Origin of the sequence: Chitinophaga silvisoli, assembly GCF_003412465.1 — a bacterium.
Lineage (GTDB): Bacteria > Bacteroidota > Bacteroidia > Chitinophagales > Chitinophagaceae > Chitinophaga > Chitinophaga silvisoli.
In genome coordinates this window covers 928,678-954,266 of record NZ_QTJV01000002.1, presented here as the reverse complement: position 1 = coordinate 954,266, position 25,589 = coordinate 928,678, and the positions used below count along the sequence as shown (strand labels likewise).

Sequence of the window (25,589 nt, the reverse complement as noted above, 5' to 3'; positions counted from 1 at the left end):
ATATTAATTCTTTTTTGCTTGATAATCCCGTAATGGGGTATTACTTATATTTGCATATAGGGAAAGCGATTCAATTTAATACCTGAATTTCTTTCCCATTTTTTTGGAACCTGCTTTGCAGTGTAATGCTGGTTTTTTTAATTCCTTAACGAAAAGTTGAACAATTTGTACACCTATCCGGCAAGCATTATTTCTGGTAAGCTCACCCTGTTACAAGCCTCGGCACCGATTGCCACGCCGAACGTGGTGATTTATCTGCTTGTAATCTTCATACTCTTACTCCTGGCTTTCATTGTCTCCGGCGCGGAAGTAGCCTTCTTTTCCCTGAACTACAAGGACCTGAACGCCCTGAAAACCAGACAAAACACCAGTGGAAAACTCATTACCAAACTACTGGAAAAGCCCCGCTCCCTGCTGGCATCCCTCCAGATAGCAGGTATCCTCCTCTCCCTGGCCTTCATCCTGGTGACCAGCTATCTCATCACCCAAATGGAAGACCTGCAGACCCTGCCCGTCGTTTCATTTGTTGTACGCATAGCCATCATCATCTTTGTACTCCTCTTCTTTGGCCAGGTACTCCCCAGAGTATGGGCCGCCCAAAACAATATTCGCTTTGCTACCTATTTCGCCTGGTTCGTAAGCATTATCCATGCTACCCTCGAGCCCGTGAGCGACTTCTACGTAAGCATGAGCGAAAGCATCGAAGCCCGCTTCTTCCACCGTGGCAGCGGCGCTGTCAACTACCAGGAAATAGATGAAGCCATCGAAATGAGCGTGGATCCAACCGCCTCCCAGGAAGAAAAAAACATCCTGAAAGGCATTCTGAAATTTGGCAATATCACCGTAAAACAAATCATGCATACCCGCCTGGACGTGCATGGTGTAGAATATGACGCACCTTTTGATGTGGTAGTCAAACATGTCGCTGACCTTCACTATTCCCGCCTGCCTGTTTACAAAGGCAATCTGGACAATATTGTTGGCGTTATTCATACCAAAGACCTGCTTCCTCACCTCGACAAGGGTAAAGCTTTTGACTGGCATACCGTGATGCGCCAGCCATTCTTCGTACACGGCCACAAGCTGATCGAAGACCTGTTGTCCGAATTCCAGACCAGGAGAATGCACTTTGCCGTAGTAGTGGATGAATTTGGTGGTACCTCCGGTATTGTAACCCTCGAAGATATCGTGGAAGAAGTAATCGGAGATATCAAAGACGAATTTGACGAAGAAGAATTCAACTATTCAAAAGTTGACAACTATACCTACGTGTTCGAGGGCAAAACCATGCTCAACGACGTTTGCCGTATCATGAACATTCCGCCGGATACCTTCGAAGCCGTAAAGGGTGAAAGTGACTCCATTGGAGGCCTTATCCTTGAACTGGCCGGTAAATTCCCGGAAGAAAACAGCGTGATCACCTATGGGGACTATGACTTTACCGTACTGGAAAAGAGCAAGATGCGCATTCAAAAAGTACAGGTAAGCGTAAGGCAGAACGTGGAAGAAGAATAATATCACAACATAGAAGCAATGAACTGTAAGAGAAATAGAAGCCTGTCAACTGTTACCGCCCGGCTGAAGGGCTGTTTCATGCTGTTATTACTGCCGTTGCTGTATACTGCCTGTGACCAAACTTATACTCCCAAACCAAGAGGTTACTTCCAGATCACCTTTCCTAAAAGGGAATACCGCGTATTCGATCAACCCGGCTATCCATATACTTTCGAATATCCCGTTTACGCCAATATCGTCAAGGACAGCCTCTTCTTTGGGGAGAAAACGGAAAACCCCTTTTGGATTAATGTAGAGTTTCCTTCCCTGAATGGGAAAATATACATGAGCTACAAAGAGATCGGGAAAGGGGAAAACGACTTCCAGAAACTCGTGAATGATGCATTCAAGATGACCTATAAGCATACTTATAAGGCTGAATATATTGAAGAAAAAAGCATAGGGAACCATGACAATCATATCTATGGCCTCTTTTACGATGTAGGAGGAAATGCTGCTTCCGCCAAACAGTTTTATGTAACGGACTCTGTAAAACACTTCCTGCGTGGTGCCCTTTATTTCGATGCCGCCCCTAATGCTGACTCCCTGGCTCCGGTTCACAAATTCCTGCAGGAAGACATGCTCCACCTGGTAGAAACACTCAAATGGCGTTAGACTCCGGACCGAACCATGTAAAAGCAAGCGGATTGTTGTAATTTTGCGGTCATTATCCTGCCAATGATCATCATAGACGATAAATATATCAGTGACGAAGTAGTAGAAGAAAAGTTCGTATGCAACCTGGGGGCCTGCAAAGGAGCCTGCTGTGTGGCTGGGGACTGTGGCGCGCCACTGGACAAAGAAGAAGTGAAGATCCTGAAAAAGGTCTATCCAAAAATCAAATCTTACCTCCGCCCGGAAGGGATTGCCGAAATAGAAAAAACCGGTACCAATACCACCGACGATGAATATGGCTACGTCACTCCCATCGTAAATGGAGGTATCTGCGCCTACGCCAGCATCGATGAATATGGCGTAGTAGGTTGTGGCATAGAAAAAGCATATAAAGACGGTGTAGTAGATTATAAAAAACCAATCTCCTGCCACCTCTACCCTATCCGTGTCACTAAATACGAATCTTTTGAAGCGGTCAACTACGACCGCTGGGACATATGTAAGCCAGCCTGCAAAAATGGTAAAAGTCTGAAAGTACCAGTGTATCGTTTCCTCCAGGAAGCTATTATTCGCAAGTATGGCGAAGAATTTTATGCAGTACTCGATAAAATAGCAACCAAGAAATACCGCGCTGACTAAGGCTAAGAGCCAATAGTATTATCCATCCGTAATTCCCTATCTTTACCAGATAGTTGTCTAATACACCACCATACCGGAAAACGGTATGGCTTTTGTCATTCGCAATCAGCAATTCCAAAAACTTATGCATCAGAATGCCTCCACATTCCTGGACAAGAGCGATAAGAAAGCGACAGACCTCGGTCATCGCCAGACAATCAATTATAATATAGGCAAGTATAACACAGCAGTTAAAGCCGGAAAGAACCAGTTCTCCGACCTCATGACCGCCCGTGAACGCGCCAAAAATATCAAATGGAGAGCTATCGAGCAACTGGACAAACACCTCGAAGAGTTTGAATCCAACCTGACCCGCCGTGGCGGCAAAGTAATCTGGGCAGAGAATGCTGAACAGGTGCTGGAAGAGATCCTGGCCATCTGCAAAGCAAAGAATTGCAAAAGCATCGTAAAGAGTAAATCCATGGCAACGGAAGAAGTTCACCTGAACAGCTTCCTGGCCGATCATAATATTGAGTGTGTAGAAACAGACCTGGGTGAATACATTCAGCAGCTGGACGGAGAGCCGCCTTACCACATCGTAACGCCGGCCATGCACAAAAGCAAGGAAGATGTAGCCCGCCTGTTTGAAGAAAAACTGGGTACCCCTCCCAATCTGACACCACAGGAACTCACCATGGTAGCCCGTGAAAAACTGCGCCAGAAATACCTGGATGCAGAAATCGGCATTACCGGTGCAAACTTCATCATTGCAGATATCGGAGGAATTGCGGTTACTGAGAATGAAGGAAACGCACGCCTGAGCACCGCTTTCCCCAAGACACATATTGTACTCGTGGGCATCGAGAAGATGCTCCCTTCTATCAACGACCTGGCACTCTTCTGGCCCTTGCTGGCTACCTATGGTACCGGTCAGCAGGTAACCGTGTACAACTCCATCTTCAGCGGCCCACGCCAGGAAGGAGAAGTAGATGGTCCGGAAGAAATGTATGTGATACTGATGGATAATGGTCGTACCAATATCCTCGCAGATACTGAAGCCAGAGAAGCCCTGTATTGCATTCGTTGCGGCTCCTGTCTGAATGCCTGCCCTGTCTATAAAAACATCGGTGGCCATACCTATGGCACTACCTATAGTGGCCCTATCGGCTCTGTCATTACCCCACACCTGAAAGGTATTGATAATTATATGCACCTGAGCTATGCTTCTTCCCTCTGTGGAAACTGTACAGAAGTATGCCCGGTGCGCATTAACCTTCACGAATTATTACTCCACAACCGACATAAAGCAGTAGAAGAAAATCACACTTCCGGTGCAGAAAAGATCTCCTGGTTTGGCTGGAAACAAGCTAGTCTGAGCCGCCGGATGATGAACCTGGCAAGTGGGAATATGAAAAACTTCTTCATGAAAAAGTTCTTTACCAAGGCCTGGGGAGACGACAGGGAACTACCGGTATTTGCTCCTAAGTCCTTCAACCAAATGTGGAAAGACCGCAAAAAGTAGTATATTCAATAAAACACCACTACATGACACTGATAGCAATATTGTTACCCTGGCTATCATTTTTGCTGAGAGGTAAGCTCCTTTCCGGCATATTATGCCTGATATTACAATGCACTATACTGGGCTGGATTCCGGCCGCAATATGGGCTGTCGTATCATTAAATGATAGTCGCGCAGATAGAAGAAACAGGAAACTGATTAAGGCAATAAAACAAAACAGAGCGAGCTATTAGTGCGCTTCCGGGGTAAACTTCACATCTACTTTTACTCTTACAGCTTTTCCATTTGCCGCCGGCAGCCAGGCTGGCCCGGACTTAATTAACCGGATGGCTTCCTGATCACATTCAGGCTGTAACTTCTTTAGCACCCTGAAATCTGTCAGAGTACCATCCTGCTGTACATAGAACTGTACCCTTACTCTACCACTGACCGTAAGGCCAGCAGGATATTGCACATTTTTAGCGAGATATAATTCGAACTTGTCAAATCCACCCATTGGAGATGGGTCATTGCTGTTATTAATAACGGTTGTTGAAGTATCGGTGGTTCTTTTAAGCTGCATTCTCACAAAAGCATCTCCTTTGTAAGTCTGGCTATTAGTTTTATACCCGGGGGCATATGCAGTAAGCAGCTGCTGGTTACTACTCATTTTTTTTCTGCTTAACACCGGCCCATTAGCAGGTAGAGAGAAATATCCTTCCTGATCAGTGGTAGTTCCCACCGTTCCCATGCTGACAGTTACATTAGCAATGCCACTATCCCCATGCACATTGAGTATCCGGCCTTTGATCTGACCCGGATCAATTGCGGATACTGCTGCAGCCCTTTTTAACCCCAGGGAGGAAACGGCCATATCATCAGTATCAAAACTCTTATAAAAATTCTGACTGGCTATCATTTTGGCAGTATCAGCTACAGGCATTTCTGCTTTAGGAGCAGGTTCAGCTGCGGCTACTTCAGCCTGTGGCGAAGGCGTAACGGCCGGCGCAGGACTTACCATTGGAGCTGGTAGAACCGGGCTCCTATAGGGCTTACGACTATCCTGGCTCTTTTTGAACATGGTTGCATTCTCCGGTACCTGCACCATACCAGATACTTCGGCGGGAATGATTGTATCAGTTTTAACAGTAACCTTCGCTATTTCACTTTGATTATTGGCTGGCCACAACCAGATGATACTTGAGCCAACGACAAAACATACAGCTGCAGCAGCGGCCCAACGCATATACATCGGGATCACTTTCTTTTTAGCAGGCTGCACCCTTTGCTTCAGTCGTTTGCTCAGGTCAGCCAGGTTTACCCGCTGATCCGGAGCATGCTGTTCGAAGCCCTCCAGTGCCTCAGCCAGGAACGGATCATCCAAAGCCTGCCGCTCCAGGGCGTGCATAGCCTTGTGATCCAGCTCTCCGGCCAGATAACGGCGTATCAGCTCAGGATCGGCCACAGGTTTAATATGATTGTTTTGCTGCTGCATTTTGTTGTTCCATACAAATTTTCAGATTGCGCTTTCCATTCTGAATGTAACTCTTCACCTTCTTCATCTCATAACCCGTCAGGTCTGCTACTTCTTTATAACTCTTTTCCTTCAGGTAAAAAAGATCAACACTGCGCTTCTGCTCATCCGGCAAGGTCTCCATACACCTTTCCATATCCTGAAGATTGGTCTCCAGGGCCGTGCTGCTTTCATGATGTGCAAATTGCTCGTTTTCCATAACAGGGAGTCCATCCAGGGAGATTTCACGGCCTTCCCTGTTCTTCATGGACCGCAATTTCATGAGGCAATGATTCCGGGTAAGGACGTGTAGCCAGCTCTTAAAGTTTTGTACCTCATGCTGTTGCAATTTCACAATGAGCTCTTCGAAAATCTGCATCACAGCATCCTTACTGGCCTCTTCATCAAAATAACGCAAACATACCCCGTATACCAGGTTCATGTAACGCTGGTAAAGGGTGGCGAGATCTTCCAACTTACCGGACTGCTTGTATATCCGGATCAGCTGCGCATCATCCGCCCCGTTGTCACTATTGTGATGTATAAATGCCATAGCCGGTAACAAATATAAAAAATAAGCACCGGCATAACCGGTGCTTAACAAATATTATTCTTGCTGCTAAGGAAAGCTTAGTGCCTGAAATGACGCATACCGGTCATTACCATCACCATATCATTTTCCTTACAGTAAGTAACTGAGTCATTGTCACGTACTGAACCACCTGGCTGAATGATAGAAACGATGCCCTCAGCATGAGCAATACGTACGCAGTCATCGAATGGGAAGAATGCATCAGATGCCATAGCAGCACCTCTCAGATCGAAATTGAACTGCTTTGCTTTTTCAATTGCATGACGCAGTGCATCGATACGGGAAGTCTGACCACATCCCTTACCTATCAGCTGTTGGTTTTTCACCAGCGCGATAGCATTAGATTTCAGGTGCTTACATACGATGTTAGCAAAAGTCAGGTCAGCTTTTTCTTCAGGAGTAGCTGGTTTTGCACCTACATCATTCCAATCCTGGAAGTTACCTTTATCATTACCCTGCAGCAGCACGCCGTTCAGCACATTCTTGTACACGTATGGGGCTACTACCGGTGCTATCTGCTCTAATAAGATGCGGTTCTTCTTAGCCTGCAGAACTTCCAGTGCATCAGGTGCAAAACCTGGAGCAATCAGGATTTCGAAGAAGATCTCACTGATAGATTCAGCCGTAACCTTATCTACAATAGCATTACATACCAGTACGCCACCAAATGCACTTTCCTTATCACCTGCCAGTGCAGCATCCCAGGCTTCTTTCAGGGTAGAGCGGCTGGCGATACCACATACGTTGGTATGCTTGATCACAGCGAAAGTAATGTCTTTAAATTCCTGGATCAACTGGCAGGCAGCATCTACGTCTACCAGGTTATTATAAGACAGCTCCTTGCCATGCAGCTTGTTGAACAGCTCAGACAGGTTGCCGTAGAATACACCCTTCTGGTGAGGATTTTCTCCATACCGCATGATCTGACCCTGAGGTGCAGATACCTGGAAATAAGCAGCAGGCTCATTGTTCAGGAAGTACTGTGAAATAGCTACATCGTAGTTAGCACATACTTCAAAAGCTTTGGCAGCAAAAGCACGACGATCTTCGAGAGAAGTAGCACCGTTATTGTCAGTCAATACTTTTTCCAGATCAGCATACTGGTCTTTGGAAGCTACGATCACAACATCCTTGTAGTTCTTACCGGCAGCTCTGATCAGAGATACACCACCGATATCGATCTTCTCGATGATAGCTTGTTCTTCTTTGGTGCTCTTTACAGTCTCTTCAAATGGATACAGATCCACAATTACCAGATCCAGTTCAGGAATCTCGTATTGTGCCAGCTGCTCCAGATCCTGTGGATTATCGCGACGAGCCAGAATACCACCAAAAACTTTAGGATGCAATGTTTTTACACGGCCTCCCAGAATGGAAGGATAAGCTGTCAAATTTTCTACAGCCACACAGGAAACACCTAAGTCTTCAATAAACTTTTGTGTACCACCGGTAGAATAGATGGTTACACCCTGTTCACCTAATTTTTTAACGATGTTCTCCAGGTTGTCTTTATAGAAAACGGAGATCAATGCTGATTTTATTTGCTTTTGCATGTATGGAAACATTAGAAATTTACAACATAGGCTCCCTGGTCCGGAACCGAAAGGAAGCGCAAAGTTAGCGCGTAACATTCACTTTTCCATTCCTGTATCCTGCTACGGGAACTGGATGCATCAAAAATATAACAGCCCACTTCAAAAAACCCCTGCAAATCTTTGATAGCCACATGTGGATTATGTGACAGTAAAAGATAATCTGTCTTGAATTTTTTTGTTGCCCTGCCAGCGGGCAATGCGCTGTCCACAATTACCAGGCGCTTGTTTCCACAACAAATAAAATGCCCCAGCTGTTCAAATGCGGTTAGTCTTCCTGTATCTACTTCATAAAAAGCCCTTGCTGTCCGCAGTATTCCGGTAGAAATACTATCATCACCTACGAACTGAACTACATGCCCCTGAATAAAGTCTATGCCTGTATGCCGTGGTTGATTGTATACAATCATTAGTTGCTGTTGCTGCCGCTTCAGGTGCCCAGGCAGTATTGCCAGCCTCCACAGGCAGAGTGCTGCCAGCATCCATATCATCCCTTTCCTGCCGGCTAATATTGCAGCTATACAAATGTACAATGCCACTACGCCGTACACTGAAATCTGTAAGCCTGAAATGAGTGCGCCGGGCAAATGACCGATCCAGGCAACGATGCTATTCATCAGCGTCAACAACCATTGCAGACACATTCCCAACCAACGATGCTGCACACACAAAAGCAACATCTCACCATATAAGATCAAAGTCGACAATGGTACCGCCAGTAAGTTTGCCGGCAGAAAATAAAGCGGAAACTGGCCAAAGAGATACAGGCACAAAGGGAAAGTAATTGCCTGCGCAGCAATAGCCAATGCAGTTGCTTCCCAGAGCTTGCGCTTCCAGTAAGACTTGAATAACAACAAATCGTACAGGGGTTTATAGAGCAACAGGATGCCTGATACAGCCAGGTAAGATAATTGAAAGCCTATATCTTTGATCAATCCCGGATCATAACATAATAACAGGAATGCGGAAAGCGCCAGCTGATTGTAAGTAGATGATTCCCTGTCTAAAAAGAACTTTCCGATAGTTACAACAGTTAGCATGACTGCCGCTCTCAATACAGAAGCAGAGGCACCTGTGAGTAGCGTAAATCCCCATATCACAACAATAACAAGCAATCCTTTCACCGCAGGAATGGGGATCCATTGCAGGCACCAGATCAGGCATGCATAAATCAATGCCAGGTGCATTCCTGAAATAGCGATGATATGCACAATACCAGTTTGCATATAATCATTCTCGATCTCTTTGTCTAAACCATACCTGTATCCAATCAGCAAAGCCGCTGCCAGTCCGGCTTCGCGGCCGCCTATATAAGTATTGATAATACGCAGACAACTATTCCTGCAACGCAGCAGAAAACTCCTGGGCATTGGCATATGCCGCCAATGCCCCATTTGCAGATGTACCTGCTGATAAATATATCTGCTGGCACAGTATGCACGATAGTTGAATGCACCCGGATTGCCACTAAAAGAAATGGATTGTACCTGGCCGTTGAATAATAGCTTATCTCCTTCCTGGATAGCCATGACAGCACTATCCGGAGGAAAGTAAATCAGTAACTGTTCCTTTGTCTCCAGGGCTATAATCGTTCTGTATCCATACTGACTGCTTTGTACAGGAACTATTACTGTACCTGCCAATACCTGATCTGGCGCGGGATTGATTAAACGATGCTTATGCTTTTCCTTTGCATCAACCAGTAAACTACCGAGACATACAAGTAACAACTGTAGTATCACTCCTCTGTATGCATCCAACCGAAACCGCAGCCACACAGGCATACAGCCGATTCCCACATGAAGCACCAAAAGAAAAAACGCAACGGGAATGACATATAACAATGGGAATGGCCATATAATACCTGCCATAAATGGAATTACAATCTGCAAAAATGGAGCAGTTCTCAGAACGTAAACAAACATGACTTACTATTGGTTAACAAAAATGGAATACGGCAATTTAACATACCAATCTCAGGAGTAAAAATTTAACAACCCCAAAGTCATCATGATAAGTTAATAAGATGAAAATTTCCTAAACTTTAAAATTGTTTTTACATATCTGCTTTTATAAATATCTATTATTTAATTATTTATCAATGGAATAAGAATTATGAGAATTTTCATCTGTTATTGATTAGTTAACATCTTTTTAATATTTAATATTTATAGTAAACTGCATTACCGGTCACGCTATTTATGTAAGTAAATAGTCGTGTCTTTAATGGTTATTTTGAGGGAAAAGAAAGAGCCTGATCTTCATCAGGCTCTGATTTTTTTTATACTTACCGCATTTATTCTTCACTTTTTTCATTGCACTAAACATGCAGTAATTGCATAAAAAAAGGGATGCATCTTATTGAGATACACCCCTTTTCAGAATATGCTATTACAACTTATTTGTTGCTCAGATACATGCTCTTTTCCTTATACAAGGTTCTGAAATATGGATCACGCAGGTCTTTAATGAAGCGGATAGCTTCACCTGTAGATTTCATTTCAGGGCCTAATTCCTTGTTCACTCCCGGGAACTTATTGAAAGAGAATACAGGCTCCTTGATCGCAAAACCATCCAGTTTCTTCTCGATAGTAAAATCGGTCAGTTTGTTCTTACCCAGCATCACCTTGGTAGCAATGTTTAGGTATGGTACCTGGTATGCTTTCGCGATGAATGGAGTAGTACGGGATGCACGTGGGTTTGCTTCGATCACATACACCTGGCCACTCTTGATGGCAAACTGGATGTTGATCAAACCACGGATATCGAGTGCTCTTGCAATTTTCTCAGCATAGTACTCCATGGTCGTTACTTCCATTGGAGAAAGGTTGAACGCTGGCAATACGGCGTTACTGTCGCCACTGTGAATACCCGCAGGCTCGATGTGCTCCATTACACCCATTACATGGAAGTTTTCGCCATCGAAGATACCATCGATCTCTGCCTCCTGACAACGATCCAGGAAGTGGTCAATCAGGATCTTATTACCTGGTAAGTGTTTCAGCAGACTCAGTACAGAGCTTTCCAGTTCTTCTTCGTTAATTACGATACGCATACGCTGACCGCCCAGTACATAAGAAGGACGAACCAGTACAGGATAACCTACTTCTTTCGCTACTTCAATTGCTTCGTCGGTATTGTATGCAGTACCATATTTAGGATAAGGAATGTTCAGTTCTTTCAGCAGGTCGGAGAAACGGCCACGGTCTTCAGCGATATCCATGTTATCGAAGGATGTACCGATGATGCGGATCCCTTTTTCTTCCAGCTTTTTAGCCAGTTTCAGCGCTGTCTGACCACCCAGTTGTACAATCACCCCTTCAGGTTTTTCCAGCTCGATAATCTCCCACAGATGCTCCCAGAATACTGGTTCGAAGTACAGCTTGTTCGCCATATCGAAGTCAGTAGATACTGTTTCAGGGTTACAGTTTACCATGATTGCATCGTAACCGCATTCCTGAATCGCCTGCAGACCATGCGTACAGCAGTAGTCGAATTCAATACCCTGACCTATACGGTTAGGACCTGAACCCAGCACAATTACTTTCTTCTTATCAGAAGGCTGACTTTCATTGACCTGATCAAATGTAGAGTAGAAATATGGAGTCTTTGCTTCGAATTCAGCGCTACAGGTATCTACCATTTTGTAAGTACGGGTGATGCCCAGTTCCTTACGTTTAGCGTATACCTCTTCTTCTTCACAGTTACCCAGCAGGTTTACGAGCTGTGCATCGGAGAAGCCCATACGTTTAGCTTCGCGCAGCATATCAGCAGGTAAAGTTTCCAGATCGTGCTCCATCAGTTGTTTCTCCAGGGTCACGATATCATTGATCTGGTTCAGGAACCATTTGTCAATATATGTCAGCTGGTGCAGGTGCTTTACTGATACACCTTCCATCAGGGCATCCTTGATACGGAAAATCCTGTCCCAGGTAGGTGTCTTCATTCTTTCCAGCAGCTGCTCGCTCTTCATCTGGGATTTACCATAGTAACCCAGACCCAGTGCATCGTTTTCCAGACTCTGACATGCTTTCTGCAAAGCCTCAGGGAAAGTACGGCCAATTGCCATTACCTCACCTACAGATTTCATTTGCAGACCCAGTGTCTGGTCAGCACCTTTAAATTTATCAAAGTTCCAGCGTGGCATCTTTACGATTACGTAGTCCAGTGCTGGTTCAAAGAATGCAGAAGTGGTTCTGGTGATCTGGTTTTCCAGTTCATCCAGTGTATAACCGATTGCCAGTTTAGCAGCAATCTTTGCAATTGGATAACCAGTTGCTTTGGAAGCCAGTGCAGAAGAGCGGCTCACACGAGGGTTGATCTCGATAGCGATAATCTCTTCAGTAGCAGGATTCAGAGAAAACTGAACGTTACAACCACCGGCAAAGTTGCCGAGGTCACGCATCATCTCCATTGCCTTGTTACGCATCAGCTGATAAGCAGTATCACTCAGCGTCATGGCAGGAGCCACAGTAATGGAATCACCAGTATGGATCCCCATTGGATCCAGGTTTTCCACTGTACAGATGATTACTACGTTGTCTTTAGAATCTCGCAGCAGTTCGAGTTCGAACTCTTTCCAACCCAGTACGGCTTTTTCTACCAGTACTTCATGAATTGGAGATGCCTGAAGACCACGCTGTAAGGCTTCGTCCAGGTCATCCTTGGTATGCACGAAACCACCACCGGTACCACCCAGGGTGAAGGAAGGACGGATTACCAGCGGGAAACCGATTTCCTGTGCAAATTCTTTACCTTCCAGGAAGGAGTTAGCTGTCTTTGCAGGCGCTACAGGTACCCCCAGCTGAATCATCCACTGGCGGAACTGCTCACGGTCTTCTGCTTTATCGATAGCTTTGATATCCACCCCAATCAGGCGAACATTGTATTTTTCCCAGATACCCAGTTCATCTACCTCCTTACAAAGGTTCAGGGCAGTCTGACCACCCATGGTAGGCAACACAGCGTCTATCTGCTGCTCTTCCAGTATCTGTTCTATACTTTCTACCGTCAGTGGCAGTAAGTATACCCTATCGGCCATCATAGGGTCAGTCATGATAGTGGCCGGATTGGAATTTATCAGGATCACTTTGATTCCTTCCTCGCGCAGAGAACGTGCTGCCTGAGATCCGGAATAGTCAAATTCACATGCCTGACCAATAATAATAGGACCAGAACCAATAATAAGAACAGATTTGATAGAAGAGTCTTTAGGCATTTGCGTATTTCATTGAAAAATTAAAACCTGGCTGATTTTCTTCTCATTCACCCGACAAAAAAATCGTGCAAAGTTAAGAGTAATAAACTTTATTGTTGCAATAAACTTTGAAACTTTAAAGATTCCATTACCTGGAATCCACTAGTAGCCTGTAATTCACCTGATGAATAATATTTAATCATATATAAATTTGCCGGACCCCATTACCAGATATCCAATAGATACATATTTTATTTTTCAATAATCAATTAAGTACCAGCTGGTTAATGTTTTGGCTTTCTACCAGTTATCATTCCATTATAGAATAACATCATTGTCCATTGTATGTTTGCACTCATAATAATTTCTTAACGCCCAAATTTCCTATGAAACAATTCATCAAACTTTAATTTATAACTACCATATACGGAGAAGGCACCTGCCTTTAGACAGGTGCCTTCCCCAAATGATAATGTTTTTTCTTTTTGTATGAGCTTGCGCATATCCATTCCTGGATATGCTTTTTTAATTCTTAACCCGCTTACTCATCACTGCTATAGATAAACCCATCAGCGCAATGAGAAAGAATGATGCCCGCAGACTACTCACCTGTGCTACCAGCCCAATTAATACAGGACCAAACAAAAATCCAAGATAACCAATCGTTGAAACCGCCGCCAGCGCCATTCCCGGAGTCATCGTATTACTACTCCCCGCAGCACTATACACCAACGGAACCACAGATGATACACCAGCACCCACCATCAGAAAACCAACTATGGCTGTAGTGAAATAAGGGAATATTACCGCCAGTAACAAGCCTCCGGCTATGAGTCCGCCACTTAACTGCAATACCCGCTTCACCCCAAAACGGAGCTTCAGATAATCAGCCAGGAAGCGGAATGAGGCCATCGTACTCATAAAAGCATTAGTACCTACTACCGCAATATTTACATGAATCACTTTTCTGAAGTATACGCCGCTCCAGTCAAACATAGCCCCCTCGCAGATCATAGACGCAAACGCAATAATACCAAGGATCATCAGGAACTTGTCTGGCAATACAAACAAGGGCTGCTTTTCCTCGCTCTCACCGGTTTTATAATCATGCCTTACTACATGGTTGATATTTACCGCCAGAAGGATAAACACGATTACCATGCTCACCAGGAAATGCTGATATGGCAAAATATGCCACTTCTGCATACCCCAGGCCAGTAAAGAACCCGCCAGGCCACCAGAGCTCCACAATCCATGGAAGGATGCCATTACAGACCGGCCATACATTTTCTCTACAAATACAGCCTGGGTATTCACTGCTATATTCGCTATGTTGCCACAAAATCCAAAAGCAATTAACAGGGAAAATAAGATCCACGTCTCTCCTGCCAATCCTAGCGTTGGCAGGATCAATCCATACAATAATCCAAACACCAGCAGAACCTGCCTGCTGCCATACCTGGCAACGAGTGCACCAGCAGCCGGCATAGACAATAGAGAACCTATTGGCAATGCCAACAACAATCCACCTAACTGCCCTTCGGAAAGATGTAATTGCTGCTGAATGTCCGGAATACGGGTGGCCCAACTAAAAAAGCAAAATCCCGTCAGAAAAAAGAGTGCGCTCACTGCTATGCGCGCCTGCCGCTGCTGCGGAAGGCCTGCTGTCAATACCTGAAACATAAAAATTTTTAAAATCAGATCACATTAATGCCTAATTCTCTGTAAGGCCCAGCCATGGCTAATCCCTTCTCATCGGTTATAATTGTATCCATCTCTCTTATTCCACAGACCTTATACGGTTCCGCCGTTCCCATTTTCTCACTTGTCACCAGCGCAATCACCTTACTTGCAGACTGAACCATCACATTCTTTACTGTAACCTCATCCAGATGAGGACCAGTTACCCCTACTTCTGTATGCAAACTGCATACCCCCATAAAACATATATCAGCACGTAGCTTTTCGAGCATACGAATCGTTTCTATTCCAGCTGTTACCTGCGAACTTTTGAAAATACGCCCTCCCGTAAGTATAACATCCACGCCCCGATGCTCCATCAATAACATAGCGATTGGAATACTGGGAGTTACTACTGTCAACTGTAATGCAGGAGGAAATAACTTGGCAAGCGCATAAGTAGTAGTACCACCGTCCATTATAATAGTCTGACCATTGTGTAAAAAAGAAAGCGCCTTCGCAGCAATCGCTCTTTTGTCATCTTCATGAATGGCAATTCTTTCAGTAAAATTGAACGGATTGGGAGAATGGGGAATAGCCCCTCCCCTTACCTTGGTTAATAAACCACTAGCCGCCAGGGCCTCCAGATCACGGCGCACAGTATCTTCAGACACATTTAAGTCATTACTCAGCTCTGTATGCAATACCTTATGGTCTGCCTGTAACTTCCTGAGGATGTACTCAAAACGTTCCTCTTTCAGCATATTCTTGCAATTTTCTGCAATATTAACTAAAATGATGCAATAATTTGCTACTTATTTTGTGTTATTTGCATAACTTTGCAATAAATCGCAAAATATGGCAAGAATAGCAATAGACATGGATGGAGTAATGGCCGATACCAGCCAACAATACATAAACTGGTATGCAAACCGCTACGGGCAAACAATAGACATAAATTCCCTGGTAGGCTTACCAGAAACTGAAGGTTTTCCTGCAGGCAAAGATGTGATCAGAAGTTTTCTCTATGAACCCGGATTTTTCAGGACTAAACCAGTCATTAAAGATTGCCAGGAAGTAGTCAAAGCCCTGTTTGATAAACACGATGTTTTTATCGTATCTGCAGCGATGGAATTTCCTCAGTCCTTAGTTGAAAAACTGGATTGGTTAAAGGAGCATTTTCCATTCATCGGATGGGAACGTATCGTTTTCTGTGGATCCAAAACCATTGTACACGCCGATTACATGATCGATGACCATGTGAAAAATCTGCAATCCTTTAAAGGTGAACCACTGATGTTTACAGCACCGCACAATGTGAATATTTCTGGTTACAAACGTGTAAACAGCTGGGAAGAAGTTGGCCAGATTTTATTGTAAATCTATGCCTGCTTTATTATTTACACTGTTATAAGGATAATATTCCGGATCCGATGCCAACCCTTTGCGCACAGGTAAAAACAACATTTCATTTACCCTGTGCTCAAAGGCTTCGGGACTTGTAATCAACTCATATGAAACGGGTTCCCACACCAGGCTGTCAGCAGATTCGGATGCACCTCCAGCCTTCAAACCAGCCAGGTATAATTCCTTCAATTCCTCCAGTAACTGATCCCTGAAAGCAGGCCACCAAACATCAAATTTAAGGGCTTCTTCCTGCACCATCAGGTGTAAGGTATCGGGCAACAACAGATAATCATCTACACTGATCAGACGATTCGCCTGATCCTGGTTTAGTCTGTGCGCCAGCACATCGCAATATCTCTTCTGAGTTAGAATACCAGATGCACCCTTTAAATGCATGACGATATACCACAAGGGAACATCAAATGCACCAGGCAAATAATTCATATCAGTGACAATTTTTTAAATCCTGGAATCGGGATTAGCAATTTATAATTTACTGTAAAAATAGTAATACTAACTATGTACAATAAAATATGCTCGACAATGGAATTAAGAAAATGGCTCTCTATTTAATACAGAATAGGCTTTTTCAAATAGGTCTTCTTATAGGTTGATAAACACTGGTTCTTTTTAATTCTTTTTAGCCCTTTTTGGACCGGGCTTGTTTACGTAATTGTAAATTATCTTTCTTGGCCTGTTCAAGTGCTTCTTTTAATGAGGAATGGGTCTTCAACAACAAATTGTGCTCCTCCAGCAACTTGTAATATTTTTCCCTCAAAGCAAGCATCTCATCATTATCAGCAATCCGGTTATCATCCAATGATCCGGGGTGAAGGAAACCGGTGGAACTTATTTCAAGCGCCCGGGACACCTTGTCTAATTCTTCGCTTCCGAATAGCTCTTTGTCAAAGAGATTGTACATCGTTCGCCTCGACATTCCCAGCCGCTTGGCTAACCTCGTTTTGTTCAATCCCCGTTCGCTGATCAACTCCATCAATCTGTGACCGTGATGTAATACTGTAGATGCAGGTGGCTTTTCGCCATTAACGATAGAAACACTGTTCCATTCATAGAATTCCTCCGGCGAGATATTAATGATCTCACAGAACTTCTCTAATGTACTTCGTTTCATATCGCTTTTTCGTAGATGGTAATGGGCTATCTGGTTTGTGAAACCGGCCATATCAGCAAAGTCAACAATCTTAATCTTTCTCTGCTTTAAGATTTGCTTCAGGCGCTGGCCCATATGGATTAACCTGGACATGTATGCTTGATTTTACTAACTGTTTATCGCTTTTATGTGCAATTCATACAATATAATAATAATTTCCATTTCATTTCCCTAATTGATCTTTCATATAGACAATATAGTTACGTCATACTTACAAGGGTAAAGTGACAAACTCCGTTAAAAATCAAGCAATCTGCCTTCAAAATCAGGGCAAAAAGTTGACATTTATAAACTATACAAATTTATAATAATAAGGTTTTTAGTAATTTATGAAAAAATGTGTGTAGATATTACGCCAATTATAATTTTATAAATAAATTTGTTAGCAAGTGCAGGGCTTTTATCATATTTACATAATTATCAACAAGTTGCAATCAACAATCCCAAGGTATAAAACCATACAAGATGACAAAACACGGCAACGAAGCAGTGAACCTCATGGCAGACCTGCACTCAAGGATGATTGGCCTGCCACTTACATTCCGCGAACGCGTTTGTAATGAATGTAACTGGAGCATTCCTACTTTCTATCGCAAAATGCGACCATCCTACAGAACAGTCAATGGAGAGAAAGAAGCGATTATTCCTTTACTTAGTAATGCAGAAAAGGAAAAGATCATCGCAGTCTCAGACGAAGTCTACAAAGAGTTCTGGGACTACTGTGAGAAGTATCGCAAAAGGAATGGACGGCACTAAGCACTCCATGTTACTCTTCTAATTTCGCCTCCCGTCCGGAGGGTATTTACTATCTCTCCCAAGGTCATAGTAAAAGGCATATCAGTTACTCCCCTGTTCTTTTACATTAATATTTGCTTATAAACGGTTAATGACTACCACCGTATTCCCCAATTTTATTAAATTTAAGCTGCACATATTACGCGCACGTTATTACTTATTGACCAACACAAAAACTGATTGCAGCCATGGCTTATCCTTACCAGATTAGAAGCTTAGAAGAGTATCAACAGCAATATCAGCAGAGCGTTATGGACCCCGAAGGATTTTGGGCCAATGTTGCTGACCATTTTTATTGGCGCCGCAAATGGGATAAAGTCCTGGAATGGAACTTCAAAGAACCAGATGTAAAATGGTTCGTCGGTGGCAAACTCAATATCACTGAGAACTGCCTCGATCGCCACCTTGGCACTTTAGGCAATACTCCCGCCATCATCTGGGAACCCAATGATCCGGAAGAACGCCACCGTGTTATTACTTACAGAGACCTTTATAACAAAGTTTGCCAGTTCGCAAACGTCCTCAAAAATAATGGTGTTAAGAAAGGAGACCGCGTCTGCATCTACATGGGCATGATCCCGGAACTGGCTATCGCCGTACTGGCCTGTGCCCGTATCGGTGCCGTTCACTCCGTGGTATTTGGAGGATTCAGCGCGCAATCTATCGCTGACAGAATTCAGGATGCCCAGGCCAGCCTCGTCATTACCTGCGATGGTGCCTTCCGTGGTAATAAAGACATTCCCCTGAAATCCGTAATCGATGATGCTCTCATCGCCTGCCCTTCCGTAAAGAAAGTCATCGTATGTACCCGCACCCGCACTCCCGTAAGTATGATCAAAGGACGTGACCTGTGGTGGGAAGATGAAATCAAACAGGTGGAAACTATGGGCAACCCTCCATGCCCCGCTGAAGAAATGGATGCCGAAGATATGCTCTTCATCCTCTACACCTCCGGCTCTACCGGCAAACCCAAAGGCGTAGTACATACCACCGCAGGTTATATGGTATACGCCAACTACACATTTGTAAATACATTCCAGTACCAGCCAGGTGAAGTATACTTCTGTACCGCAGATGTCGGCTGGATCACTGGTCATAGCTATATTATCTATGGCCCCCTCAGCGCAGGTGCCACCACAGTAATGTTCGAAGGGGTGCCCACCTGGCCGGATGCAGGTCGCCTGTGGTCTATTACCGACAAATTCCGTGTCAATACTCTCTACACCGCACCTACCGCCATCCGCAGCCTCATGGGTTACGGTCTGGGCCCTGTAAATCACAAAGACCTGAGCTCCCTCAAAAAACTGGGCAGCGTAGGTGAACCGATCAACGAAGAAGCATGGCACTGGTTCAAAGACAATATCGGTAAAGGACGTTGCCCAATCGTAGACACCTGGTGGCAAACTGAAACCGGTGGTATTATGATAACACCAATAGCCGGCATCACACCCGAAAAACCAGGTTACGCCACACTCCCACTCCCCGGTGTACAACCCATCCTTGTCGATGAACGGGGCCAGGAAATCACCGGCAACAACGTGAACGGTAACCTCTGTATAAAATTCCCATGGCCAGGCATGCTCCGTACTACCTACGGTGACCATGAACGCTGCCGTACCACCTACTTCGCTACCTACGACAACCTCTACTTCACCGGCGACGGCTGCCTCCGCGATGAAGATGGTTACTACCGCATCACCGGTCGTGTGGATGATGTATTGAATGTAAGCGGACACCGTATCGGTACTGCCGAAGTGGAAAATGCAATCAACATGCACGCAGGTGTTGTAGAAAGCGCTGTCGTAGGATATCCGCATGATATCAAAGGACAAGGGATCTACGCATTCGTCATCGCAGAGAAAATGGTACACGATCCGGAACTCAGCAAGAAAGACATCCTCCAGACTGTATCCCGTATCATCGGCCCGATTGCCAAACCAGATAAGATCCAGTTTGTGAGCGGATTACCAAAGACCAGATCAGGCAAAATCATGCGCCGTATTCTTCGCAAAATCGCTGAAGGCGAAATGGAGAACCTGGGCGATACCTCTACCCTGCTGGATCCAAACGTAGTTGATGAGATCAAAAAAGGAAAGCAATAATACTACCCAACAATGCTTCTGCCGCTGGCAGAAGCATTGTTTTAAAAGAAAAAATCCTATACCTTGTTCCCCATGAAACTGCTTAAACGTACCCTGCTTATTCTCTTCCTCGCTCTCAATATTGTCGCCGCCTTTCATGCTTATAAATTCACACACTTTTATGCTCCCGGCACTACGGACAACCGTAAGCCTGAGCAGATGAATGCCCTCGAAAAACTAAAGATCATTTTCTTCGGTGTACGCATGTCAAAAACCGTAGCTAATACAACTCCGGATACTGCTTACATTCCCGTCAACCTGCCTACTACCAATGGCCTGCATTTGTCCTGCTGGTATATACCTGTACCTGATTCCAAAGGTACTGTACTCCTCTTTCACGGCTATGGCGGCAACAAAGGTCCGGGCCTCTCTGAAGCTGCCTGGTTCCGCCATTTAGGATATAGTACTTTCCTCACAGACTTCAGAGGACATGGCGACAGCGAAGGCAATACATGTACAGTTGGTTACAAAGAAGCAGATGATGTCAAAGCCGCCTATGATTATATCAGCAAAAAGGATAACAAACCAATTATTCTCTGGGGTGTAAGCATGGGTGCTGCCGCAATTCTTAGAGCTATACCAACGTATCACCTGCAACCTGAAAAAGTGATCCTGGAATGCCCATTCGCCACGCTGACAGATGCCGTCAAGACTCGTATGCGGGCCGTCAATCTACCGCAGACACCACTCTCCCAATTACTGACAATCTGGGGTGGTTTAGAGCAGGGATTCTGGGGGCCGGGATATCAACCTGCAAAAGAAGGAGAAAAGCTGAAAATGCCCGTATTACTCTGCTGGGGAGAGCATGATATAAGAGTGACCAGACAGGAAACCAATGCCGTTTTCAATCACCTGGGTAGCACCCAAAAACAACTGGTGATATTTACGCACTCAGGTCACCAATCCTTTTGCAGACAAGAAGGGCCTAAATGGAAAAAAGCCATTTCTACCTTCCTGGCCGCAAAATAAAAAAGCATGCTTCACCCGAATGAAGCATGCCTTCACAAGACCAATACCCGCCTTTATGTTAATTCATGACACCAGCCACTTTCCGTTGCTAATGTCACTACAATGCTTAACCTAAAGTCCGAAAGATCTTCTAAGAATTATGTCGTATAGCTATACAAATTTAATACCTCTTACTGCAATGAAATATGCAGCTTTTATTTTCTGATCACCACCGGTGTTCCTACCTTTATCACCTCGTACAACTCGCTCACATCACTATTCTTCATACTGATGCAACCCAGCGTCCAGTTGATCCGCTGCTCTACATAATTGTCACGGATGCCGGAATTCCACTCTACACCATGGATACCAATACCACCGCCCGGTGTCGCCACTGCAGGCAGATATCCCTCATTCTGTAAACGATGGAAACGCTCCATAGATGCCTCATTCGGATAATCCAGCAGCATAAACCTGTTCCATAACTTATCAAACCGTTTACTCATGATATGAAAAGTTCCTTCCGGAGTCAGCCGGTCACCTTCTTTGCACTTATCAGACTGGTCATTATTACCAAATACTACCTTATAGATTTTGCGCAGCGTCACATCCTCATATAAGTAAAGCCTGTAGTCACTTTTGTCAATCAGCAGAAAGATCTTGTCAGGGTCTATATTCCCCGGATTCACCTTCACTGAATAAAGATAACTGTCATTGTTAATGTTAGTAGTAATTGTGGTTTTAAATCCTGATACTGGCACATACAGTAATACCAATAATAGTAGCAGGCAATAGCGATTCATTTTCACAGGGTATTTAGCTGGTTACTTAACGTTGAGTGTCAATTCTTTATTGCAAAGGGTTAAAAAAATTGACTTCGCAAAGGTAAATAAAAAACCCTCCGGCACCATAGCAGGTACCGGAGGGCTTATATTTTTTTGAATGTATTAGTAACCGAAGATCTCTTCCAGCGTTAATACTTTCACATCTCCAAACTTCTTCAGGTCATCCAGGCTCACACGTTTATCAGATGCTACCACGCAATAAGTATATGGCTTGTTCGCCAGCTCCTGGTCATGGAATTTCTTCACATCATCAAAAGTGATCTTATCGATCTTTTCGTATACCTTCTTGCGGTTATCTTCCTGCAGCCCCAGTTTCTGGTCTGCCAGGTAAGTAAAGATGATACCATCCTGCGTGATTCTTTCAGTTTCAATATCCTGCTTCAGGCTCTGTCTTGCAGTTTCAAACAGCTTGTCAGAACGAGGAATATCATTCAGCAATTCATTCATGCCGTTGATCGCATCATTCATCTTATCTGCCTGGCTACCCACATAAGCTACTGTAGAATAACGCGCACCTTTTTTATCAGGAGTTGAATAAAAAGCATAAGTAGAATAAGCCAGTGCTTTGGACTCACGGATAGTCTGGAATACAATAGATCCCATACCACCGCCAAAGTAGCCGTTGAACATGCTTACCAGCGCTGTGTTGTCCGGATTGTACACTTCAGAGTTTCTCACCCAGTTTACCTCTGTCTGCACCATATCATAGTTTGCAAACAGGACCTGGTTTTTGGTCTGATCTATCTTCTCAAATTTCTGCTGGGGAGCTGCTTCCTTCCATGTAGCAGGAATCACATGCTCTTTCTGTACAGCAGCAATGATATCATTCATAGACTTAGGACCATAATAGATCACAGTATGCTTGTAGTTGCCGAATGAATGCAGGATATCTGTCAGCTGGCTGGCAGTTACACCATCCAGATCCGCCTGACTCAAAGCATTGTTGAAAGGATTCTTAGCACCATACATTGCATAGTTAGCAAGACCTTTCATGATATTACCCTTATTCAGCTTGCTATCTGTACGTGATTTGGCTATACGGCCTTTCAGTGCAGCCAGCGCCTCTTCATTTGCCTGGCAATGTGTCAACAGGTGCTCGAACAGGCTTACTGCCTTATCGAAATTCTCCTGCAGACCGGAAATAGTGATCACTGAATTTTCATTGCCGGAAGACAGGTTGAAACTACAGGCGATGTTGTAGAACTCCCTGCTGATCTGCTCTGAAGTATATTTATCAGTGCTCAGGAATTGCAGGTACTGAGCCGCCAGTGGCAACAGCTTATTGTTCCATGCACCCATATCAAAACGGTAGTACAGGCGGAACAAACCATTGTCTTTGTTCTGCACATACAGTACATCTGCCAGACCAGCTTTGCCTTTCTGAATATCCTTGTCGAAATCCAGCCACTGTGGTTGTACCGGAGTAGCAGGCATTGCATCAACCTTTTTCAGGAAAGCAGATTGATCATTGCGGTTGATTTCTACAGGCGTGATAGTTGGCTTTTCAACCTTTTCAATATTTTTGTCTTCACCCTTACGCTTGTACAGCAGTACGTAGTTATCATTCAGATATTTGTTGGCGAAATCAACGATCTGCTGTTTGGTTACCTTACCCATGTTATCCACATAGGATACATCTGACTGCCAGTTCTGGCCCCTGTGCTTAATAAAACCATCCATCAGGGAAGAAGCACGGTTATTGTTATTTTCCAGGCCCTCTAATTCAGCCAGCTTGGCATTGTTCACGATCGCCTTTACCAGGGTTTCGTCGAACTGACCTTTCTTCAGAATTTCCAGCTGACCCAGTAACAGATCTTTCACCTGATCCAGTGTCTGGCCCTGTTTAGGTTTACCACTCAGTTGGAATACAGCATAGTCTTTCCAGCCCATTACACCAGCACTTGCACTCAGTACTTTCTGTGCCTTGTTGATGTTCAGATCCAGCAGACCCGCTTTACCATTGTTCATGATCTCGGAAACCACACCCAGCAGTACAGAGGATTTAGTATCCAGTGCCCCAGGCATACGATAAGCGATCATTACATTTTCAGCATCCGGACCTACTACTTCTTTCACAATTGGCGCTTTGATAGGCGCTTCAACAGGAGCTTTGTATTCAGGAACTGGTTTAGACTTCATGTAGGCGAAGTCCTCATCAATTTTCTTAATCACATAATCAGGATTGAAATCACCCGCCATTACGATAGCCATATTGTTAGGCACATAGTAAGAGTTGTAGAACTCGCGGATAGCTTTCAGAGAAGGATTTTTCAGGTGCTCCACTGTACCGATGGTGCTCTGCTGACCATAGTTATGGGTAGGGAACAGGGATGACAGCATCAGCTCATATGATTTACGGCCGTCATTGTCCAGACCTCTGTTCTTTTCTTCATACACCGCCTCCAGCTCTGTATGGAAGAGACGGAATACAGGATCTTTAAAACGCTCTGCCTGTACAGCAAGGTATTTGTCGATGGCATTGGAAGGAATGTCTTCCTCATAGATCGTTTCTTCTACCCAGGTATGTGCGTTGGTACCCTGTGCACCCATACCTGTCATCATTTTATCGTATTCGTTGGCAATGGCATATTTAGCTGCCAGACCAGATACGCTGTCTATCTGATGATAAATAGTTTTGCGGGCAATAGCATCACTTGTATGATTGTAAGTGTCATACAGGCCCTGAATCTGGTCCAGGTAAGGTTTTTCCTTAGCCCAGTCCAGAGAACCATATTGCTGGGTACCTTTAAAAAGAAGGTGTTCCAGGTAGTGTGCCAGACCTGTGTGATCTTTGGGGTCATTGTTACTACCTGCTCTTGTGCCGATGAGGGTCTGAATACGAGGATCTTTTTTGTTGACACTCAGAATTACAGTCAGACCATTTTTCAAGGTATAGAACCGGGCCTGCATGGGGTCATTGGTGATATACTTATAAGTATAACCACCCGATTTGGCCTCCTTCCATTCATACTTCTGCTGGGCAATAGTCAGTTGGATCATGCAACTGGCTAGCAGCATTAAAAAAATTGTTTTTTTAACGAGGTTCATTTGTTGGTTTTTGAATAAAAACCAAATATAATGGTAATGTTCAATTTCCTGCCAGGTGGAAATTGTTAAAAGGAATATAAAGGTGAGCAGCGGACCATGTAATCTTGTCCCTACCTCATAATGAGGTGATCATGCTTGGGCAACAAAATAGAATCGGCATAATGCCTGCCAGAAGCATTTGCGATAAATACAGGCACAGGTGAACGTGATTCTTTTTCAGCATATCCATCCTGACCCGGTTTTTCATCTGGCCCATGACCATAGATCTTTACACCTACTATTCTCTTATCACATGAGTGGGCCCAGATAATAAATCCGGTACAAACCATAAACGTAATGAATGAGCGCATACTAACTTTTTTGATCCCCAGG

At 44.3% G+C, this 25,589-nt stretch carries 21 protein-coding genes; 9 read left to right on the top strand and 12 right to left on the bottom strand.

From position 1 onward, the window contains the following. Window positions 1–156 precede the first annotated feature (156 nt). The 5 genes from gldE to DXN04_RS10145 all read left to right on the top strand — a co-directional run bounded on the left by gldE (window position 157) and on the right by DXN04_RS10145 (window position 4,542). Window positions 157–1,515: a gliding motility-associated protein GldE gene (gene gldE, locus DXN04_RS10165; protein ID WP_116853214.1), complete on the top strand. Its 1,359-nt coding sequence runs from the start codon at window positions 157–159 to the stop codon at window positions 1,513–1,515. A gap of 18 nt (window positions 1,516–1,533) precedes the next feature. Continuing rightward, entirely contained in the window at window positions 1,534–2,169 is a 636-nt protein-coding gene (gldD, locus tag DXN04_RS10160) for a gliding motility lipoprotein GldD (RefSeq protein ID WP_116853213.1), read from the top strand. Between the two features lie 63 nt (window positions 2,170–2,232). Next, the gene (locus DXN04_RS10155; protein ID WP_116853212.1) at window positions 2,233–2,808 is read left to right on the top strand and encodes a DUF3109 family protein; all 576 of its coding nucleotides are present in this window, start codon (window positions 2,233–2,235) and stop codon (window positions 2,806–2,808) included. Between the two features lie 124 nt (window positions 2,809–2,932). Continuing rightward, a complete protein-coding gene (locus tag DXN04_RS10150) occupies window positions 2,933–4,309 on the top strand; it encodes a LutB/LldF family L-lactate oxidation iron-sulfur protein (protein ID WP_116853211.1) in 1,377 nt (458 codons plus the stop codon). 23 nt (window positions 4,310–4,332) lie between these two features. Further along, window positions 4,333–4,542: a YqaE/Pmp3 family membrane protein gene (locus tag DXN04_RS10145; RefSeq protein ID WP_116853410.1), complete on the top strand. Its 210-nt coding sequence runs from the start codon at window positions 4,333–4,335 to the stop codon at window positions 4,540–4,542. Here the strand turns inward: DXN04_RS10145 and DXN04_RS10140 are convergent. From DXN04_RS10140 to DXN04_RS10110, 7 genes are all read right to left on the bottom strand, one after another. Beyond that, window positions 4,539–5,783 carry a TonB family protein gene (locus tag DXN04_RS10140; protein WP_116853210.1) on the bottom strand — a complete coding sequence of 415 codons (1,245 nt, stop codon included), beginning with the start codon at window positions 5,781–5,783 and terminating at the stop codon, window positions 4,539–4,541. The two genes, DXN04_RS10145 and DXN04_RS10140, sit on opposite strands and share 4 nt — an antisense overlap. Next, window positions 5,758–6,354, bottom strand: coding sequence for an RNA polymerase sigma factor (locus DXN04_RS10135; protein WP_116853209.1), 597 nt, complete (start codon window positions 6,352–6,354; stop codon window positions 5,758–5,760). Before DXN04_RS10135 ends, DXN04_RS10140 begins: the two co-directional genes overlap by 26 nt. 77 nt (window positions 6,355–6,431) lie before the next feature. Further along, window positions 6,432–7,946: a bifunctional phosphoribosylaminoimidazolecarboxamide formyltransferase/IMP cyclohydrolase gene (purH, locus tag DXN04_RS10130; RefSeq protein ID WP_116853409.1), complete on the bottom strand. Its 1,515-nt coding sequence runs from the start codon at window positions 7,944–7,946 to the stop codon at window positions 6,432–6,434. A gap of 11 nt (window positions 7,947–7,957) precedes the next feature. After that, window positions 7,958–9,910, bottom strand: coding sequence for a ComEC/Rec2 family competence protein (locus DXN04_RS10125; protein ID WP_116853208.1), 1,953 nt, complete (start codon window positions 9,908–9,910; stop codon window positions 7,958–7,960). A gap of 473 nt (window positions 9,911–10,383) precedes the next feature. Continuing rightward, complete coding sequence (gene carB / locus DXN04_RS10120) at window positions 10,384–13,203, bottom strand: carbamoyl-phosphate synthase large subunit (RefSeq protein WP_116853207.1); 2,820 nt, start codon at window positions 13,201–13,203, stop codon at window positions 10,384–10,386. A gap of 504 nt (window positions 13,204–13,707) precedes the next feature. Beyond that, entirely contained in the window at window positions 13,708–14,865 is a 1,158-nt protein-coding gene (locus DXN04_RS10115) for an MFS transporter (protein WP_116853206.1), read from the bottom strand. A 14-nt stretch (window positions 14,866–14,879) separates the two neighbouring features. Beyond that, a complete protein-coding gene (locus tag DXN04_RS10110; protein WP_116853205.1) occupies window positions 14,880–15,626 on the bottom strand; it encodes a DeoR/GlpR family DNA-binding transcription regulator in 747 nt (248 codons plus the stop codon). A 94-nt stretch (window positions 15,627–15,720) separates the two neighbouring features. On the opposite strand from DXN04_RS10110, the gene DXN04_RS10105 reads away from it, so the two are divergent. Beyond that, on the top strand, window positions 15,721–16,242 hold the full coding sequence (locus DXN04_RS10105; protein WP_116853204.1) for a 5' nucleotidase, NT5C type: 522 nt from the start codon (window positions 15,721–15,723) through the stop codon (window positions 16,240–16,242). Here DXN04_RS10105 and DXN04_RS10100 read toward each other — a convergent pair. Then, entirely contained in the window at window positions 16,234–16,713 is a 480-nt protein-coding gene (locus tag DXN04_RS10100) for a hypothetical protein (protein WP_116853203.1), read from the bottom strand. The genes DXN04_RS10105 and DXN04_RS10100 overlap by 9 nt on opposite strands. Window positions 16,714–16,909: 196 nt before the next feature. Beyond that, window positions 16,910–17,533, bottom strand: a complete 624-nt coding sequence (locus DXN04_RS10095) for a helix-turn-helix transcriptional regulator (RefSeq protein WP_116853202.1) — start codon at window positions 17,531–17,533, stop codon at window positions 16,910–16,912. Between the two features lie 372 nt (window positions 17,534–17,905). On the opposite strand from DXN04_RS10095, the gene DXN04_RS10090 reads away from it, so the two are divergent. The 3 genes from DXN04_RS10090 (at window position 17,906) to DXN04_RS10080 (ending at window position 21,345) form a co-directional block, all read left to right on the top strand. Next, on the top strand, window positions 17,906–18,196 hold the full coding sequence (locus DXN04_RS10090; protein WP_116853201.1) for a hypothetical protein: 291 nt from the start codon (window positions 17,906–17,908) through the stop codon (window positions 18,194–18,196). Window positions 18,197–18,423: 227 nt separating this feature from the next. Continuing rightward, window positions 18,424–20,337, top strand: a complete 1,914-nt coding sequence (acs, locus tag DXN04_RS10085; protein WP_116853200.1) for an acetate--CoA ligase — start codon at window positions 18,424–18,426, stop codon at window positions 20,335–20,337. 72 nt (window positions 20,338–20,409) lie between these two features. Further along, window positions 20,410–21,345 (top strand): alpha/beta hydrolase, encoded by a 936-nt coding sequence (locus DXN04_RS10080; RefSeq protein WP_116853199.1) that lies wholly within the window; start codon window positions 20,410–20,412, stop codon window positions 21,343–21,345. 194 nt (window positions 21,346–21,539) lie between these two features. Here the strand turns inward: DXN04_RS10080 and DXN04_RS10075 are convergent, their stop codons facing one another. The 3 genes from DXN04_RS10075 to DXN04_RS10065 all read right to left on the bottom strand — a co-directional run bounded on the left by DXN04_RS10075 (window position 21,540) and on the right by DXN04_RS10065 (window position 25,567). Next, window positions 21,540–22,127 (bottom strand): L,D-transpeptidase family protein, encoded by a 588-nt coding sequence (locus tag DXN04_RS10075; protein WP_147319889.1) that lies wholly within the window; start codon window positions 22,125–22,127, stop codon window positions 21,540–21,542. Window positions 22,128–22,271: 144 nt separating this feature from the next. Then, on the bottom strand, window positions 22,272–25,187 hold the full coding sequence (locus tag DXN04_RS10070) for a M16 family metallopeptidase (RefSeq protein ID WP_233525558.1): 2,916 nt from the start codon (window positions 25,185–25,187) through the stop codon (window positions 22,272–22,274). A gap of 140 nt (window positions 25,188–25,327) precedes the next feature. Continuing rightward, the gene (locus DXN04_RS10065; protein ID WP_147319888.1) at window positions 25,328–25,567 is read right to left on the bottom strand and encodes a hypothetical protein; all 240 of its coding nucleotides are present in this window, start codon (window positions 25,565–25,567) and stop codon (window positions 25,328–25,330) included. Window positions 25,568–25,589: the final 22 nt, after the last annotated feature.